General features: G+C 34.3%; 8 protein-coding genes. 5 read left to right on the top strand and 3 right to left on the bottom strand.

Features of this window, described 5'->3' with window-relative positions; all coding sequences use genetic code 11:
• Positions 1-267 precede the first annotated feature (267 nt).
• Positions 268-2,898: a T9SS type A sorting domain-containing protein gene (locus ACXHHC_RS13475; protein ID WP_458226898.1), complete on the bottom strand. Its 2,631-nt coding sequence runs from the start codon at positions 2,896-2,898 to the stop codon at positions 268-270.
• Between the two features lie 221 nt (positions 2,899-3,119).
• On the opposite strand from ACXHHC_RS13475, the gene ACXHHC_RS13470 reads away from it, so the two are divergent.
• The 5 genes from ACXHHC_RS13470 to ACXHHC_RS13450 all read left to right on the top strand — a co-directional run bounded on the left by ACXHHC_RS13470 (position 3,120) and on the right by ACXHHC_RS13450 (position 13,236).
• On the top strand, positions 3,120-4,724 hold the full coding sequence (locus ACXHHC_RS13470; RefSeq protein WP_458226897.1) for a tetratricopeptide repeat protein: 1,605 nt from the start codon (positions 3,120-3,122) through the stop codon (positions 4,722-4,724).
• A gap of 283 nt (positions 4,725-5,007) precedes the next feature.
• Positions 5,008-6,615 carry a hypothetical protein gene (locus ACXHHC_RS13465; protein ID WP_458226896.1) on the top strand — a complete coding sequence of 536 codons (1,608 nt, stop codon included), beginning with the start codon at positions 5,008-5,010 and terminating at the stop codon, positions 6,613-6,615.
• A 204-nt stretch (positions 6,616-6,819) separates the two neighbouring features.
• A complete protein-coding gene (locus ACXHHC_RS13460) occupies positions 6,820-9,891 on the top strand; it encodes a SusC/RagA family TonB-linked outer membrane protein (protein WP_458226895.1) in 3,072 nt (1,023 codons plus the stop codon).
• A 24-nt stretch (positions 9,892-9,915) separates the two neighbouring features.
• Positions 9,916-11,646: a RagB/SusD family nutrient uptake outer membrane protein gene (locus ACXHHC_RS13455; RefSeq protein WP_458226894.1), complete on the top strand. Its 1,731-nt coding sequence runs from the start codon at positions 9,916-9,918 to the stop codon at positions 11,644-11,646.
• A 12-nt stretch (positions 11,647-11,658) separates the two neighbouring features.
• Positions 11,659-13,236, top strand: coding sequence for a hypothetical protein (locus ACXHHC_RS13450; RefSeq protein WP_458226893.1), 1,578 nt, complete (start codon positions 11,659-11,661; stop codon positions 13,234-13,236).
• 145 nt (positions 13,237-13,381) lie between these two features.
• Here the strand turns inward: ACXHHC_RS13450 and ACXHHC_RS13445 are convergent, their stop codons facing one another.
• Positions 13,382-14,758 carry a sulfatase gene (locus ACXHHC_RS13445; protein ID WP_458226892.1) on the bottom strand — a complete coding sequence of 459 codons (1,377 nt, stop codon included), beginning with the start codon at positions 14,756-14,758 and terminating at the stop codon, positions 13,382-13,384.
• 30 nt (positions 14,759-14,788) lie between these two features.
• A complete protein-coding gene (locus tag ACXHHC_RS13440) occupies positions 14,789-16,735 on the bottom strand; it encodes a hypothetical protein (protein ID WP_458226891.1) in 1,947 nt (648 codons plus the stop codon).
• Between the last annotated feature and the right edge of the window lie 2 nt (positions 16,736-16,737).

Below are 16,737 nucleotides of genomic sequence, written 5' to 3'. Positions count from 1 at the left end.
TTAGAAAACATTCCTAAACCACTACAAATCAAACACTTTACAAAACCAACAACAACTCAAAAAACATTTATACAATAGAAAAAAACGTATGTTTCACTCTCAAAACACAGGAGACAAAAACCAAACCACTGATTATCAACAACCTATATTAAAACTAAACTATAAATAAAATCAACCTATAAAAAAACAATAAAGCTTACTTAAAAACCTAGATACAGACTAGACACCCTACCTGCTACCTTTACAAATACTGAGCTAAAGCTCCTATTAGAAAAAACTGACTTTTTTAGTACCCAAATAACTTTCTTCATCAGATAAAGTAATTAAATACAATCCTTTACTTAAGCTCCCTACAGGCAACACAGATTCCGTTTTAGATAAATTGAATGCCTTAACCTGAACCCCCAGCATATTATATATTTTAACAGTAGCATTTATATGCTCTTCATCCACAGCAACAAATAATGTTTTTTCAGCTGCTAAAAATTTAGTCTCAAACTTTTCCTCTAGAAAAACATTACTTACAAATTCTTTCTGACACGCTTTATCTGTTTTAACCTCTATTTTATTGTAACCCGCTTCTAAATCTAATACCGCCTTATTTGTAAATATTCTTTTCTCAACACCATTTAAACTTACCCTATAATTATCCGATCCTGTTAACTCTAAAATCACTTTTTTTTGCACTTTATCTACCACCGATGTAAAGGATACCGGAGTAGCCTCTGTTATCTTAACTACAAACTCTGTTTTATTTTCTAATAAATCTTTTGGAGCAATAGAAACAGTATAATCACCTGCAGACAAATCTGCAACTGTTAATGTGGTATTAAAATCATACGCACTATCAACCCCATTCCCTGTAATCTCTGCCTTGTATGCTACACCTACTCTCGTTTTCACCTCTATCTTACCGTTACTTTCCCCAGGACATGTTGTTCCAACAGCCTTTATCTGATAATTATTAGCAGGTAAATTCGCTAAATCTACTTCTCTAATGTTCGCACTAAAATTAAATACTTGTAATAAAACACTACTTACATGCCCTCCGTTATCTGGATACGCTACAGATACAACATTGTCTGTATTTAACAAGCCGTAAGAAACAGGAATCTCTAAAGTTCCAAAAAACCTTCCCTTATCTGCTTGATTGTACCCCCTATAATCTTCTGGCACCACCAACTCTACACCATTTAACCACACTTTAGGAATAATTACACTCCCGTGATCTCTACCTATACTTACCCTTAGCACTCCCTCACCATAATCTGATGGTTTAGTGACATTGTTAATATTGAATTGATTTTTTTCGTTTGCAACGATTGATTTTAAATAACTATCCGCATAATACTTTACCTCATTAGAAGTTTCATTTAATGTTATATTATTCTCAAATTCGTATTCCAAAATCATCGTAGCTCCGGCTCCTAAAGTAAGGCTTGTAGTATTGGTTGCAATACTTTTATCTTCTAGCACAGGAACATCTCCAGATAATTTTAAATGCTTTTGCTGAATCGCATTTACTTTTACCCCAATATGATCAAATACATCTAACTCAATCTCCTTATCTACAAACTCCAGATTGTTAAGGATTACATAGCCCTTATTTCCATCTATATAAGCATCTAGCTGAATGTCTAAATCGGATGCATAAGAATCGACCCTCATTCCCTTTACATTTTTCCATAACTGGTAAAACTTAACTCTTTCGGTATAAACCCATTCGCCAGTATAACTTGCGGGCTCATTTGTTTTTCTCATTAATCTTGCACCATAAGGTAAATTCTTATCATGATTAAACCCCCATTCTGCCTTAACAATGGTAAAAGGAATGGCAATTGCAATATCTTGTGGCCTTTCCATAAAAGACATCATCATAGAATTTTGCGCTCTTAGAAACAACCAATCTCTATAAGGGCCCCATGGCTGGTTATTGTAATCGTGAGTTTGTGCTCCATATTCCGATATTACATACTGTTTGGTATGCCCTAGCTGCAACATACTATACTGATCGTGCATATCAAAAGTAGCCTCCAAATTACTTCCCGATCGCAAATCTACTCGACCCCCAATTGCCGGAAAATCATATAAATGCCATGCCCAAAAATCCATTTTCTCACCAGCTACATCAATAAACAACTTATCTCTATTTATCCAACGCTGAAAATCTCCTGTTTCAAAATCTGGAAAAGCAACTGTATACCCCCCTACTTTTAAATTGGGGTTTTGAGCCTTTATTGCATCTGCAACCTCTACATGAAAATCTGCAATTTCTTGCAATGAATTTGTGTAATTCTTCTTTCCACCCAAAGCTTCGTATGCTGGCTCATTAATAACCTCTACCCATTTTGGTAACGGTTGGCCATTATCTCCATGAAATTCATTAAAATACCTTCCCATATACTCACCCGTTGCAGTAGGACTCGCCAGTTTCCAACCTGTACCTCTAGTTGCAATTTGACTTTCTCCAGTCCAAAAAGGATGTAGTTGAGCTCCAACCACATGATTTTTTCTTGCCTCGTATTTATGTAAGTGCGATTTTGAAGCATAATTATTTCTTGAGTTTCTCCCTTTTACAACTATTCTATTAGGATCTGCATAACCTGGCCTAGTAGGATCTTCCTCCATATAATTTAAATTCCAAGTAATTCCTCCAGTATCTCTTCCTAAATACACATCATATCCTTCCAAAAAATCAGCTCTCAAATCAGATGTAAAGTTTTCTCCATCCCACTCATTTTCCATCTGATTGGAGTGAATGGTTATAAATTTTGATCGATCAAATTCTGACACACCACCAACAATATGTTTTACGTTTACATTCACTCGAACACTTACTTTTTCTTGTGCAATGGTAATGGTGGTTACAAAAAGTAGCAAACAAACTATTTTCCTCATGATCGTTTAATTATTTATTAACAGTACTTAAATATAGGCAGTTAGAGCTTTTACACGACTAAAAACCTCATAGACAAGAACTAAACCGACCCAATTAAATCTGTTTTTAACTCTTTTCTAAACATATGAGCTAAATCTAGGTGCAAGTAGGTTGTACACTACTCCATATTGTTTGTATATTGTAAAACGTAATTCAGTAACTAACATATAAAGAATCCTCTATGTTAAAAAAATACTCTTCTATTCTATTTTTATTTTTTCTGACTTTTAACAGCGTGTTAAGTGCACAGACTAAAGATATTAATGCATTATTTAAAAGAGGTACGCTATACAAATACTCACAACCAGATTTAGCTATTAAAAACTTTGAAGAATGCCACAAACATTCGTTGTACCAAAGAGACAGTACTCTTGCTATTAAAAGTTTAATGAGTTTAGCAGAAATATACAGTCATCATACAAACTACAACAAAGCTTATGACAACTACTGGAAAGCATTAATTCTTGCCGACTTAACAAATGACGACTTTCGTAGAGCAAGAATATACCAAGGACTAGGATGGCTTTATAGCTTTTACAAACGTGACGATGAGGCATTAAAATATTTCAACAAATCTTTAGATATCGATAAAAAGAAAAGCTATTTAAAAGATTATGTAGGTAGTGATTACTTCTCTATTGTTAACTTTTATAGGATAAGGAAAAACGAACCCATGTTTAAGGTTTATTTGGATAGTTTTACGAATGAGAATCTTAAAGCTCAGAAAAAAAACATTTCTAGCGGTCAATACCTTCAAGGAGAAATTGCGCATAAACTCGCTTTAGAAGGTGAATATACACCTGCATTAGCAAAACTTGAAAAAGCAAAACTTTTCTTTCAAAAAAAGGACTCTTTCTATTTAGTAGTCATTCACCACTTAATTGGAGATGTTTATAAAAGAATGAAACAATACAAAAAGAGTGAAGAAGCTTTTTTAAAATCTATAGAAATATCAAAAAAATCGAATAGCCATACTGATTACAATATTATGAACTATGAAGCACTTTTAGATATTTCCATAATGCAAAAAGACTACAAGAAAGCTTTAAAGTATAAAACCTTGGGAAGCGACTTAAACAATAAGATATTTGGAATCAAAAGTGTAAGCAATCAGAATTTATTTGAGTTAAAAGACAACTACAGAATTACCAAAGAGAAAGAAGAAAAGCTTAAACAAGAAGAACGCTTAAAACAATTAGAGCAAGAAGAATACATTTGGTTCTTAAAATATGTAATTCTTATAGGCTCTATTATTTTCCTAATCATATTTGGTTTCTTATTCTTTAGACAACTTAAAAGCAAACACTTTACCGAAAAAAAGCTTCTTAAGGAAAGACAAAAACAAGAGCTAAAAACAAAAAATGAAATTATTGAATTAAAGAACAAAGAACTTACTTCTCAAGCATTACAATTAATTGAAAAGGAAGAATTCTTAGCAAGCTTAACTGTAAAACTCTCTAAGCACAAGGAGAATATAGACACCAAAGTAGTTAGTAGATTGGTTAAATCTATGCAAGGTAATCCTACTAGTAACTGGAAAGAATTCGAAGCTAGATTTACTCAAATTAACCAAAGCTTTTACAAAAACTTAAAGGAACAATTCCCTAATCTTGGGCCAACAGACCAGAAAGTATGTGCACTAATAAAGCTTAATTTCTCTAGTAAAGACATGGCTTCTTTACTTGGTATTTCTGTAGAAAGCGTTCATACATCTAGGTATAGATTAAGAAAAAAGCTTGGTTTAAAAAGAAACGAAAACCTATCAGCTTTTATCAACGCATTGTAATATTTTACACTCAACTCTTAACACTACGTTTACAGAAAACGAAAACTACCAATATATTAAAAGGTTAAAAAACACACAAAACCACTATTTTTTAACCTTTTAACAACTAGACAATAATTAAACATCAACTACTCATAAACTTTTAAACAAGTAGTAAACAAAGGGCTTACACACCATAAAAACAATAAACACCGTGTTTTCAACTCAAACCTAAACTAAACACAAGCAATTAGTTCGTATATTGTAACACCTCTTTTTTGTCTATCCAAAATTCAGAAATATTATGTCTATAAGGTGTTACTTTTTATTAATGTATTGTTTTTTTTCTACTCAATGGTTTTATTCACAAAACCACGATATAAACACACTACTCAACAAAGGAATAAAATACAAATACAGTCAACCCAATTTAGCGATTAGGAGTTTAACAGAATGTTACCAACATTCTATTCATCAAAAAGACACCTTAATTGCTATTGAAAGTTTAATGCAACTAGCCAATATATATAGCCATAACGTAAACTATACTAAAGCATACGATAATTATTGGAAAGCATTATTGTTGGCAGAAAACCAAAAAGACCAACTACAAAAAGCGCGAATTAACCAAGAGCTTGGCTGGCTCTATAGTTTTTATCACAGAGACAATGAAGCCCTTAAACACTTTAGCTACTCTTTAAAAATTAGTAAAGATCTATACGCCAAAAAGGAAGCTCCTATAGAATATGTCTCTAGCGATTATTTCTCCTTTACAAATTTCTACAGAAGACGAGGAAACTTACCTATGTTTGAGAAATACCTTGATAGTTTAATGTACTCGCAAAGTATATCTGATGTAAAAGGAAAAAACTATTACATGGAAGGTGAGTTCGCATATCACTTAGCCAGTAAACATCAATTCAAAAAAGCATTGCACAAATTAGACAGTGTAAAACAGTTCTTCGAACAGTATGACAAATCTTATCTTGTTGTTGTTTATCACCTACTAGGGGACACTTATAAAAAAATGAAAGACTACAAAAAAAGTGAAGAAGCATTCCTTTACTCTATAGAACTTTCTAAAAAATCTTCTAGTCATGCTAATTATAATATAATGAGCTACGAATGCTTAGTTGAACTAAGTAAATGGCAAAATAATTATAAAAAGGCTTTTGAATATTTAAAACTATCTAAAACTCTTAACGATAGTGTTTTTGGAAGTAGAAGTACTAGCAATCATGATCTATTTGAACTTAAAGACTCTTACAGAATTACTAAAGAAAAAGAAAAAATAGAAAAACAAGAACAACGACTTAAAGAACTAGAACAAGAAGATTATATCTGGTTCTTAAAATATGTAATCCTAATAAGCTCCATTGCATTTTTATTAATTTTTGGTTTTCTATTCTTTAGACAATTAAGAATGAAACACGCTACAGAGAAAAAATTAATTGAAGAAAAACAAAAACTAGAACTTAAACGAAAAAATGAGGTTTTAGAACTTAAAAACAAAGAACTAACAGCACAAGCATTACAATTAATAGAGAAAGAAGAGTTTTTATCTCACTTAAACCAAAAGCTTTCCAAACAAAAAGACACTATAGATGTAAAAACCATTAGTAGAATGGTAAAATCTGTTCAAAGTAGCCCTACCAGCAACTGGAAAGAATTTGAGGCTAGATTTACACAAATAAATCAAAGCTTCTACAAGAACTTAAAAGAGCAATTTCCGAACCTTGGGCAAACAGATCAAAAAATTTGTGCTTTAATTAAATTAAACTTCTCTAGTAAAGAAATGTCATCTCTTTTAGGAATATCTGTAGAGAGTGTTCACACGTCTAGATACAGACTAAGAAAGAAACTAGGACTCAACAGAAACGATAGCTTGTCTAAATTTATCAATTCCATATAAAAAAGACCAAAAAACAAAAAAGTTCATAATAAAAAAAGAAGTCCATTACACATAAACCAACAGAACACCTAGGTTTTCAAGACAAAAGTTTATATCACGTCTAGTTTGCAATATACTCCTGTTTATGTATCGTCTAGTATAAAAAAGCCCCTTCCGAAAGTCTTTAACTGAACTTAGTCTCCACTAAATTTAAATTATAGACTTATGAAGATTACACTATGTAAGAGTGGTAAAAACAAGCTTCATCAAATAACACTTATGCTGTTATTTTGTTTTGGAGCTGTTAACGCACAGCAAATTACCATACAAGGTAATGTAAGTGGTGATGGAGATCCTCTACCTGGAGCCAACATTACCGTAATAGAAACTAAAAAAGCTACTATTTCTGATTTTGATGGGAATTTTGAAATAAAAGCAAAACAAGGTCAAAAAATTGAAATCAGCTATATTGGTTTCACAACCAAAACAATTGTAGTTAGTGCCAACAACACAAACGTTAAAGTACAACTAGAAACAGATTCTTTTTCTTTAGATGCTGTTACACTTGTAGGTTATGGTAAACAAAAGAAAATAGAAGTTACCGGAGCAGTTGCAAACGTACAGTCCGATGAAATTACTAAAACACCTGTGGCAGATGTAGGAGCGGCCATACAAGGTAAAGTTGCAGGAGTAGATGTACAAGCAGCAAATGGTAGACCCGGAGAAGCTTCTAACATTCAAATTCGTGGATTAGGTTCTTTAAGTGTTGGTGCTTCTGGTCCCTTATATGTAGTAGACGGAATTCCACAACAAGGAAACCCTAATATTGCACCAGACCAAATTGAAAGCATGGACATTTTAAAAGATGGTGCCTCTGCTGCTATATATGGTGTAAGAGCTTCTAATGGGGTAATATTAATTACTACCAAAAGAGGAGAAAAAGGGAAAATGAAAGTAGAACTAAACAGTTATGCTGGTATCCAAAACATTACCTCTGGAACCCCTTTAACCAACACTGCGCAAGAATTCTATATTAGAGATGTGGTAGGTGCTGCTTTAAACGTACCTAACGACATTCTTTATTTTAACCCTAATGCATTACATACAGACACGAACTTTATTGATGAAATTACTAAGAACAATCAATTAGTACAAAATCACAACTTATCTATTAACGGAGGAACAGAACACCTATCCCTTAACTTTAACTCTAGTTATTTTGAACAAGAAGGTGTTGTTGTAAATTCAGGTTTTGATAGAATTGCGCACCGTTTAAACGGTCAGTTTAACAAAGGAAAATTTAAAGCCTTTTTATCTTTAGGGTTAACTACAGAAAACTCTACCGTAGAACCTTGGGAAATCTACAACTTAGCCATCCAACAAAATTCATATAGACCAGCTATTAGCAGCTTAACTAGCAACGGAGATAGCGGTGTAAACCTTCCTGTACAAAATGAAATTCAATACAGCTACTTATCTTCTCAGCTGGTTAATACAGACGAAAGAAAAGTTGACAAAACGAACTTAGCCATCAATCTAGAATACGAAATTGTAAAAGGGTTAAAATACAAAGTAAACTACGGTAAAAACACCTACAACTTTGTAAGAAAATTCTACCAACCACAGTACTTAGCTTACGACAGAACAGGTAGCTTAAGCGAACTGGCATCAAGAAAGAACGCTAGACTAGAAGAGTTTATCAATAGAGTGGAAAGTTCTACTTTAGAAAACATCATTAACTACGATGTAAAACTAGGAAGACACAAAATAGGTTTATTAGGTGTTATATCTTACGAAAAGTACGAAACACACAATCGTAATTTCGGTACTCTATTTGCAGAAACTACCAGCAACGACTTACAAGGTTTAGGTTCTGGTAGCGATGCGATAAGACCTGGTAGCTTTATTGCTACAAACACCTTGGCAGGAAAACTCTTTAGGGCTCAATACGGGTTTGATGAAAAGTATTTACTTTCTGCTTCTTATAGAAGAGATGGTTCTTCTAGATTTTCTAAAGACAATAGATACAGTGATTTCTTTGGAGTATCAGCAGGTTGGAACATTCACAAAGAGCGTTTCTTTAGAAACCTTAACATTGATGCTATTAACAGCTTAAAACTAAGAGTTAGTTACGCTGAATTAGGAAATCAAAATATTCCAGATTACGCTTACCAATCTGTTTTGGCTTCAAATATTAACTACCCTTTTACTTCTGGTGCAGATGAGAATCTACAAGTAGGTTTTACACAAACCGCTTATGCAAACGAAAATATTGTTTGGGAATCTGCCATTAGTAGAAACCTTGGTTTAGACATAGCTATGTTTAAAAACAGATTAAACATTAGTGCTGAATATTACCAAAATGACAAAGAAAATATGTTATTAGGTGTAAACTTACCAGCATCTACTGGAGTATTTACTCCATTAACCTTAAATGCTGGAGACATGACCAACAAAGGTTTTGAATTAGCAGTTAACTACAAAGATGAAACTAAGGGAGGTTTTAAATACAATGTAGGGTTAACATTTACTCAAAACAAAAACAAAATTACCGACTTAAATGGAATTGATAGAGGTTACGCTAATGGTTCTCCTACTTGGGGTGCAGACAACCTAACATTCTTAGCAGAAGGTTACGAGGCTGGTGCTTTTTTCTTAGTTAAAACTGCGGGAGTTATTAAAACACAAGAACAATTAGATACTTACAAAGCTATTGATGGTGGAGCTCAATTGGGAGACATGATGTATGTTGATCAAGATGGAAACAGTCAAATTGACGAAAACGATCGTATTTATATGGGTTCTGGTCAGGCAGATTTTAACGCCGGTTTAAACCTTGCTTTAAACTATAAGAACTTCGATGTAAACATCCAAACTTACTACTCTTACGGGGCCGAAATATTTAACGGTTCTAAATATTTTGCTTACAGAAATGGTAGACACGAAGATATTTATTACCAGTGGTCTCCACAGAATTCCGATTCAGACATTCCAACTTTTAGAAGAAACTCTTCTCACAATAATGTAAGAGCAAGGTCTGATCAATATTTAGAAGACGGAACTTATTTTAGAATAAGAAACTTAATTATTGGATACACTTTGCCTAACACATTAACCGAAAAGTTAAAAATTAACAAAGCTAGAATTTACGCAACATCTGTTAACCCATTCACATTTACTAAATACTCTGGGTACGATCCTGAAGTTGGAGGTGACGGGTTATTCTACCGAGGTGTAGATAGAGGTAATTACCCTGTTACACGTCAATTTATGTTAGGATTACAATTAAGCTTCTAATTAACAACTTAAGATTATTACATTATGAAATACTTCAATAAAATATCAATCATATTGTTAAGCTCAGCTGCCTTACTAACAACTAGTTGTAACGAAGAGGAGTTCTTAACAGAAATTAACCCAAATGCAACAACCAAAGAAACTTTTTGGGAAACCAAAGACCAATTTAACTCTGGTTTAGCCTCTGCATACGGAGCTGCTCAATTACAGAATATTAGTGGTGGAGAATTGGCGAACGAATTTCAACGCTCAGACGAAGGAGGAACGGAATCTTGGTACGGAATTCATGCTTCTTTTAGAAACCTAACCTATAATGATGCCAGTCCTTATGTTACAGGTAAATGGAACAACCTATATACAGGTATCTTTAGAACCAATCAGGTAATTGCGCGCATTGCAGACGATTCTAAGGTAAACGAAAGCACTTTTGGAGACAACGAAAGAGCCTACATAGAAGGGCAAGCTCGTTTTTTAAGAGCATTCTACTATTTTGAACTAGTACACACTTATGGAAAAGGAATTATTCAGGTAATTGATCCCCAAGGAGAAGCAGATTACAACCAACCAATGTCTACTCTAGAAGAGATTACTAACAGTATTATAATTCCCGATTTACAGTTTGCGCAAGAAAACTTGCCTTTAACTTGGTCAGAAGACGAAAAAGCAAGAGTAACAAGCGGATCTGCTTCAAGTTTATTAGGAAAAGTGTACCTATACGATGAGCAATGGACAGCAGCAGCAGCTGAATTTAAAAAAGTGATTGACTCAGGCGTATACGCGTTAACTCCTAATATTATAGATAACTTCTCTAAAGAAAATGAATTCAATCAAGAATCTATTTTCGAAGTAAACTACTCTTCTGAAATTGCACCTGGTGTACCAGGAGGAAATTTTGGACAAGGTTCTGAGGCGAGTACTATGGGTAGGCAAGTTGGACAATTAAGTTTTGGAGGATACAACACCGTTCTAGTTACGTATTTTTTACATGAATTATTTGTAAACGACGAAGTGGACAATAATAACATTGTAAACGATGGAAATGCACAATCTAAACGTATGACAGCTTCTATCGTTCCAATAAACGGAGAGGGATTATACTACGGGTTACCTATTAACGAGAAACCAGGATGGGCTTATGGACAAAGTGCTTACATTAAAAAGCACGCCAACTGGCTAAACGACTCTGCAGAAGACAACAACAACCGTTCTGGAATTAACTTTAGACACATTCGTTATGCAGATGTATTGTTAATGTATGCAGAAGCTATTTTAAACGACACAGGAGACTTTAGTTCAGCAATTACTTATATAGATCAAATTAGAGCTAGAGCTGGTGTTAAAACCATTCAACAATACCTAGACGACAACGCGGGTCAATTCCCACAACTACATATTAGTTCACAAGTTACAGGAACACCACATCCATTGGTTACTCCAAGCAAAGAAACAATTCTTACCCACATTCAAAGAGTAGAAAGACCTTTAGAACTATGTTACGAAGGACACCGATGGAAAGACTTAGTACGTTGGGGAATTGTAAGAGAGGTTTTTGACGATTTAAAATCTGATGAAGATTGGAGATTTGCAAATGAAGCTTCGTTAGACCTTACTGGACCTGGTATAGCTCCTCTATTTATTGCAGAAAGAATTCGTCCTGATTTTTCATTAGCAGCAGCTAATTACAATTCTTCTCAGCACGATTATTTTCCAATTCCAATTCAAGAAACACAGGCTAACCAAGAGTTACAAAACTAAAATATTACCATTATGAAAAAACATATATATACATTTTTCTTGGCTACAGCAGTATTTTTTACTGCATGCGAAAAAGAAGAAGTAGACCGAATAGAACCAAGTCACAGAGCCGTTTTTAACTCTGAGATGGACTTTCAAAATCAAGTACAAATAAATGGCTCTATTACTTTTGGAGACAATTCCGCAGGGGTTGTATCCAGAGCATGGAATTTCCCTAAAGATGCATTTGATATAATAAACACAAATAACGACACAATCTCCACTAGTTCAGTAGTACAAACTATTGCTAAAACAGTTGGAACGCATCAAATATCACTAAGTCAGGTTTATTATAAGGATGCCTATGTAGGCACCACTTTAAAAGGGAAAGAACTAGATACGATTATTACCATTCAGATTCTAGACTCTATTAAACCTGTAATGACTGCTAACTTCTTAAACCCCGATGGTTCTTTAGGTGATGCTCTAAACTTAGAAGACGAAGCCCTAAACGAAGTAGAAGCAGGAAATATTATTAGATATAGTTATACCGTTACAGGAGAACCTAAAGAAATAGCCTACGATGTTGACGGAGCTAGTATTGAGGTAGAAGATACAGAAAATCAATACGCAGATATTAAATACAAATCTCTAGGAAACTACGATTTCTTATTCGAAGCCTCTAGAGCCAGACCCGCAGGATACGGAGCTGTAAACATTAAAAACTTCATCAAAGTAATTAAATCTTCTCAGCCAGTAACCTTAGACAAACAAACTACCGTGAATGGTTTGGTTCGTTTAGACTTTAGTAGAGATATGGATGCTGCATCTATTAGAACAGAACAATTTTCTGTACGAATTAAAAACGGTGATTATTCTGCAACTCCAAACATTACTAAAATTTCTGTTGATACTAACGAAAATAATGTACTTGTTATAGAAGCTGATGAAACTATTTATGACAACGATACTATCTATGTTGGATATACTGCTGGAACTTTAGCTACTTCTGATGGAGTATTCTCTGAAGATATTACTGATGCTGAAGCCATTGTAGATCTATCTGGGAAACCAAATTTATTAGAAGGTAGTTCTTACGATTATACTTTTGAAACCTCAACAGCAGACAACTGGGTATACCTTTGGTGGGGTGGTACTTGGGAAAAATACACCAGTGAAATTTCTAGAGATATGGCTCACTCTGGAGATAAATCTTTTAAATTATCAATGGAAGCTAACGGTGGAGCAATTTTTGGGCATCAAGTAGCAAGCGATTTTGGGAACTATTACACATTTAATGTAGAAGAAGGTAAATCTTACCAGATTGGTGTATGGTCGTATGCCAACAATGTAGGTAGTACTCCCGAAGCTAACAACCAACCAGATTTAAGATTCTACACCAGTACACAAACAGACTGGTCTATCTCAGCAGCTCACACATATGGCTCTGATTACACTACTGGAGAATGGGTCTACGGTACCTCTACTCAGACTTTTTCTGAAACTGGAGCAACCTCTTTTATGATTAGAGGATTTAATGAATTCAACCCAGAAGCTATAGACATTTATATTGATGATATTTCTGTTAAAGAAATAAACTTAAGGCCTTAAGTGTTTAAGTTTTGTAGTTAGTTTTAGTAGCCCTCAAAGTTTTGCTTTGGGGGTTTTATTTTATAAAATTCCAAATACACAGCCAAAAAAGGCATCAAGAAAAAATTCCCAATGCCTTTTATAAACTTATCAAATTTAACAATAACTACTTATTTACTTCATCCAAAACAGGAGTCCTGTACGTATCTAACATTTTTAATGCTCTGGTTTCATACTTACGCTGTAACATCCATTTGGGTCTCTCTAAAGTTCCTTCCCATTTAAAAAGCAGCTTAAACATTTCTTTTACCTTCTCTGGGTATTTGAATGCCAAATTCTTGCTCTCAGAAGCATCTTTAACAATATTGTACAATTCTGCTGGACGATCTGGATAACGAATCAACTTCCAATCTCCTTTACGTACTACACCCCTGTTTTCTTTTTTCCAAAACAGCATTTCATGCGGCCTATTTTTATTCTTATTGGTTAAATAAGGCATTAAATCAACCCCATCTAAGTCTTTTATTTTAGTAGCATTTCCTCCTGCTGCGTTTACAAACGTTGGTAACATATCTAACATACTAACAGGGTAGTCGTACTTAGTATTTGGTTGAATTTCATTAGGCATTTTAAAAATAAAAGGCACCCTAATCCCTCCTTCCAAATGTGTCGCCTTACATCCGCTCAACGGATAATTACACGACTTGGTTGTATGAGGACCTCCATTGTCATTAGAAAACACTACTAAGGTATTTTCCTCCAAACCTAATTCTTTTAATTTATCTAAAATCTGACCACAAGCTCTATCCAAACTAATTGCCATTGCAGCCAATATCTTTCGTTTACCTGTTAAATGCTCCACTTTTGCTAAATCTTCTTTGGTAGCCATTAATGGGCCATGCACTGCATTGAAAGACACATAGGCGAAGAAAGGTTTATTTTTATTTCTTTCAATAAAATCACAAGCCTCATCTGCTAATTTATCTGTTACATATTTTTCTGGTTCTTTAAAATTCCCCAAACCTCTTTCCATTCTATGGCTAGGATGATCTGCAGCTTCTTTCTGAGTCATTTTAAAATATTTACGAGCACCACTTCTAAAACCATAAAACTCATCAAAACCTCTTTTTAACGGATGGTATTTATCATCGTGCCCCATATGCCACTTTCCTAAAACAATAGATTTATAGCCTAATGGATGTAAGTAATCGGCGATTGTCTTTAAATGTGTAGGCAAACCCATATCGCTCCCTAACTGACCAGAAGAATTACTCATATACTGCCCTCCAGCGTTTATATTGTTTTCTTCAAAACCAAAACGTTGCTGATACATTCCTGTTAACAATCCTGCTCTAGAAGGGCCACACACAGCTGCTGTTGTATAAGCTTGTGTACAGACAACACCTTCTGATGCTAACTTGTCTAGGTTAGGGGTTTTAAAGGTTTTACTCCCCTGAAAACCAAAATCATGATAGCCTGAATCATCAGCAAATAAAAAAACGATGTTCTTTTTTTGTGCGTTTACAGCTATTCCTAACAGCATGAAACACATTAAATATACCTGCTTCATACTTTATTTGTTTCTTAAAATTCTTTTACTAAAACTAAACACCTGCATGGTAACACTACTTACATGACCACCAGCATCTGGAAAAGAAACTTTCACCTCATTATTCTCTTTTAGTAAATCATATGAAATAGGTATTTCTAAGGTTCCAAAAAAGCGATGTTTCCCCTTTTGATCATATCCTCTATAATCATCTGGCACATCAATTTCCGTATTGTTAAAAGTTACTTTTGGTTGCAATACACTTCCATGGTCTCTCCCTATACTCACTCTAAGAACTACCTCCCCAAACTCGCTTTGTTTAGCAACCTTATTGATATGAAACATGACCTCTTTATTTGCCTCAATCGGTTTTAAGTAAGAATCCGCAAAGTATTTCACCTCTTCTTCTATTTCATTTACTTTAGCTTTTTTCTTGAATTTGTATTCCAAAATCATAGTCGCACCTGCCCCTATTTCAATCTCCGAAATTGAATCATCTAGCACCTCATTGTCTAAAACCGGAACTTTGGTCTTATCATTCAGCCACAAATGCTTTTTAATAATTTTAGTAACCTTATTTTTTTTAAGCCCTAATACATCTAACTGAATCTTTTTAGATTGAAACTCTAAATTATTGATAATTACATATCCTTTTTTACCATCTACATAAGCATCTACTTGAATGTCTGGATCATTAGCATAAGAATCTACTCTTGTACCATTTACATTTTTCCAAAGTTGATAAAACTTAACTCGTTCTGTATACACCCACTGACCTGTGTTACTTTCTGGTTCGTTCTCCCTTCTTAACAACCTTGATCCTGATGGGATATTTAGTTTTTTATTAAAAGCCCATCCTTGCTTTAACATGGTATACGGCAATGCTATGGCAATACTCTGTGGTCTTTCTAAAAACGACATTAGCATCCCGTTTTGAGCTCGTAAAAACAACCAATCTCTATAAGATGAATAAGGCTTCTTTTTGTAGTTATGAACTTGTGCTCCGTACTCGGAAATTACATAAGGTTTGGTATGCCCTAATTTCATCATACTATATTGATCGTTCATATCAAATGTAGCCTCTAAGTTACTCCCAGAACGTAAATCAACTCTCTTTCCAATGGCAGGAAAATCATACAAATGCCAAGACCAAAAGTCCATTTTCTCCCCAGCTACATCTATAAAAAGCTTATCTCTATTAATCCAACGTTGGAAATTTCCAGTTTCAAAATCTGGAAAAGCAACCGTGTATCCTCCTATTTTTAGTTTTGGATTCTGAGCTTTAACTGCATCTGCTACTTCTACATGAAAATCTGCTATTTCTTGTAACGAATTGGTATAATTATTCTTTCCTCCTAAAGCTTCGTACGCAGGTTCATTAATTACCTCTACCCATTCTGGTGTTGGTAAACCATCTCCTCCATAAAAAGAGTTTATAAACCTTCCCATATATTCTCCAGAAGCAGTTGGGCTGCCAACCTTCCAACCCTTACGAGTCGGTTTCTGACTTTCACCTGTCCAAAAAGGGTGTAACTGAGCAGCTATAATAAAGTTCTTAGTTCTATATTCAAAACCCTGAAGTTCTGGCTTAGTCGCATACCTCTTTTTAGAATATTCCCCCTTGCTTCTTATATAGATAGGATCCACAAAGCCTTTTCTACTAGCATCCTCTTTTGCGTTCCTTAACGTGCTAGAAATTCCCCCAGTAGCTCTTCCCAAATACACATCGTATTTTTCTAGAAAATCACTTCTTAAATCACTGGTGAAATTATCGCCCTCCCATTCTCCTTCTGTGATACCTGCATGAATAGTGATAAATTTAGACCTATCAAATTCAGCGATTCCACCTACGGTATGTTTTACATTAAGGTTTACTTGCACCTTTACTTTTTCCTGCCCAAAAGACAAAATAGAGAGTAACATTCCTGCTACAAATAGGCTCTTTTTTATATTGAATAAAATCCTAGACATCG

The sequence above is a fragment of the Wenyingzhuangia sp. IMCC45574 genome, assembly GCF_054182685.1.
Note: the sequence above shows the minus strand (reverse complement) of the source record. Positions and strands in the feature narration are given on the sequence as shown.

Excerpts from the sequence above, each read along its gene's own strand:
- ACXHHC_RS13455 (WP_458226894.1), top strand. The coding sequence starts at position 9,916 with ATGAAATACTTCAATAAAATATCAATCATATTGTTAAGCTCAGCTGCC.
- ACXHHC_RS13465 (WP_458226896.1), top strand. The coding sequence starts at position 5,008 with ATGTCTATAAGGTGTTACTTTTTATTAATGTATTGTTTTTTTTCTACT.
- ACXHHC_RS13470 (WP_458226897.1), top strand. The coding sequence starts at position 3,120 with ATGTTAAAAAAATACTCTTCTATTCTATTTTTATTTTTTCTGACTTTT.
- ACXHHC_RS13445 (WP_458226892.1), bottom strand. The coding sequence starts at position 14,758 with ATGCTGTTAGGAATAGCTGTAAACGCACAAAAAAAGAACATCGTTTTT.
- ACXHHC_RS13475 (WP_458226898.1), bottom strand. The coding sequence starts at position 2,898 with ATGAGGAAAATAGTTTGTTTGCTACTTTTTGTAACCACCATTACCATT.
- ACXHHC_RS13440 (WP_458226891.1), bottom strand. The coding sequence starts at position 16,735 with ATGTCTAGGATTTTATTCAATATAAAAAAGAGCCTATTTGTAGCAGGA.
- ACXHHC_RS13450 (WP_458226893.1), top strand. The coding sequence starts at position 11,659 with ATGAAAAAACATATATATACATTTTTCTTGGCTACAGCAGTATTTTTT.
- ACXHHC_RS13460 (WP_458226895.1), top strand. The coding sequence starts at position 6,820 with ATGAAGATTACACTATGTAAGAGTGGTAAAAACAAGCTTCATCAAATA.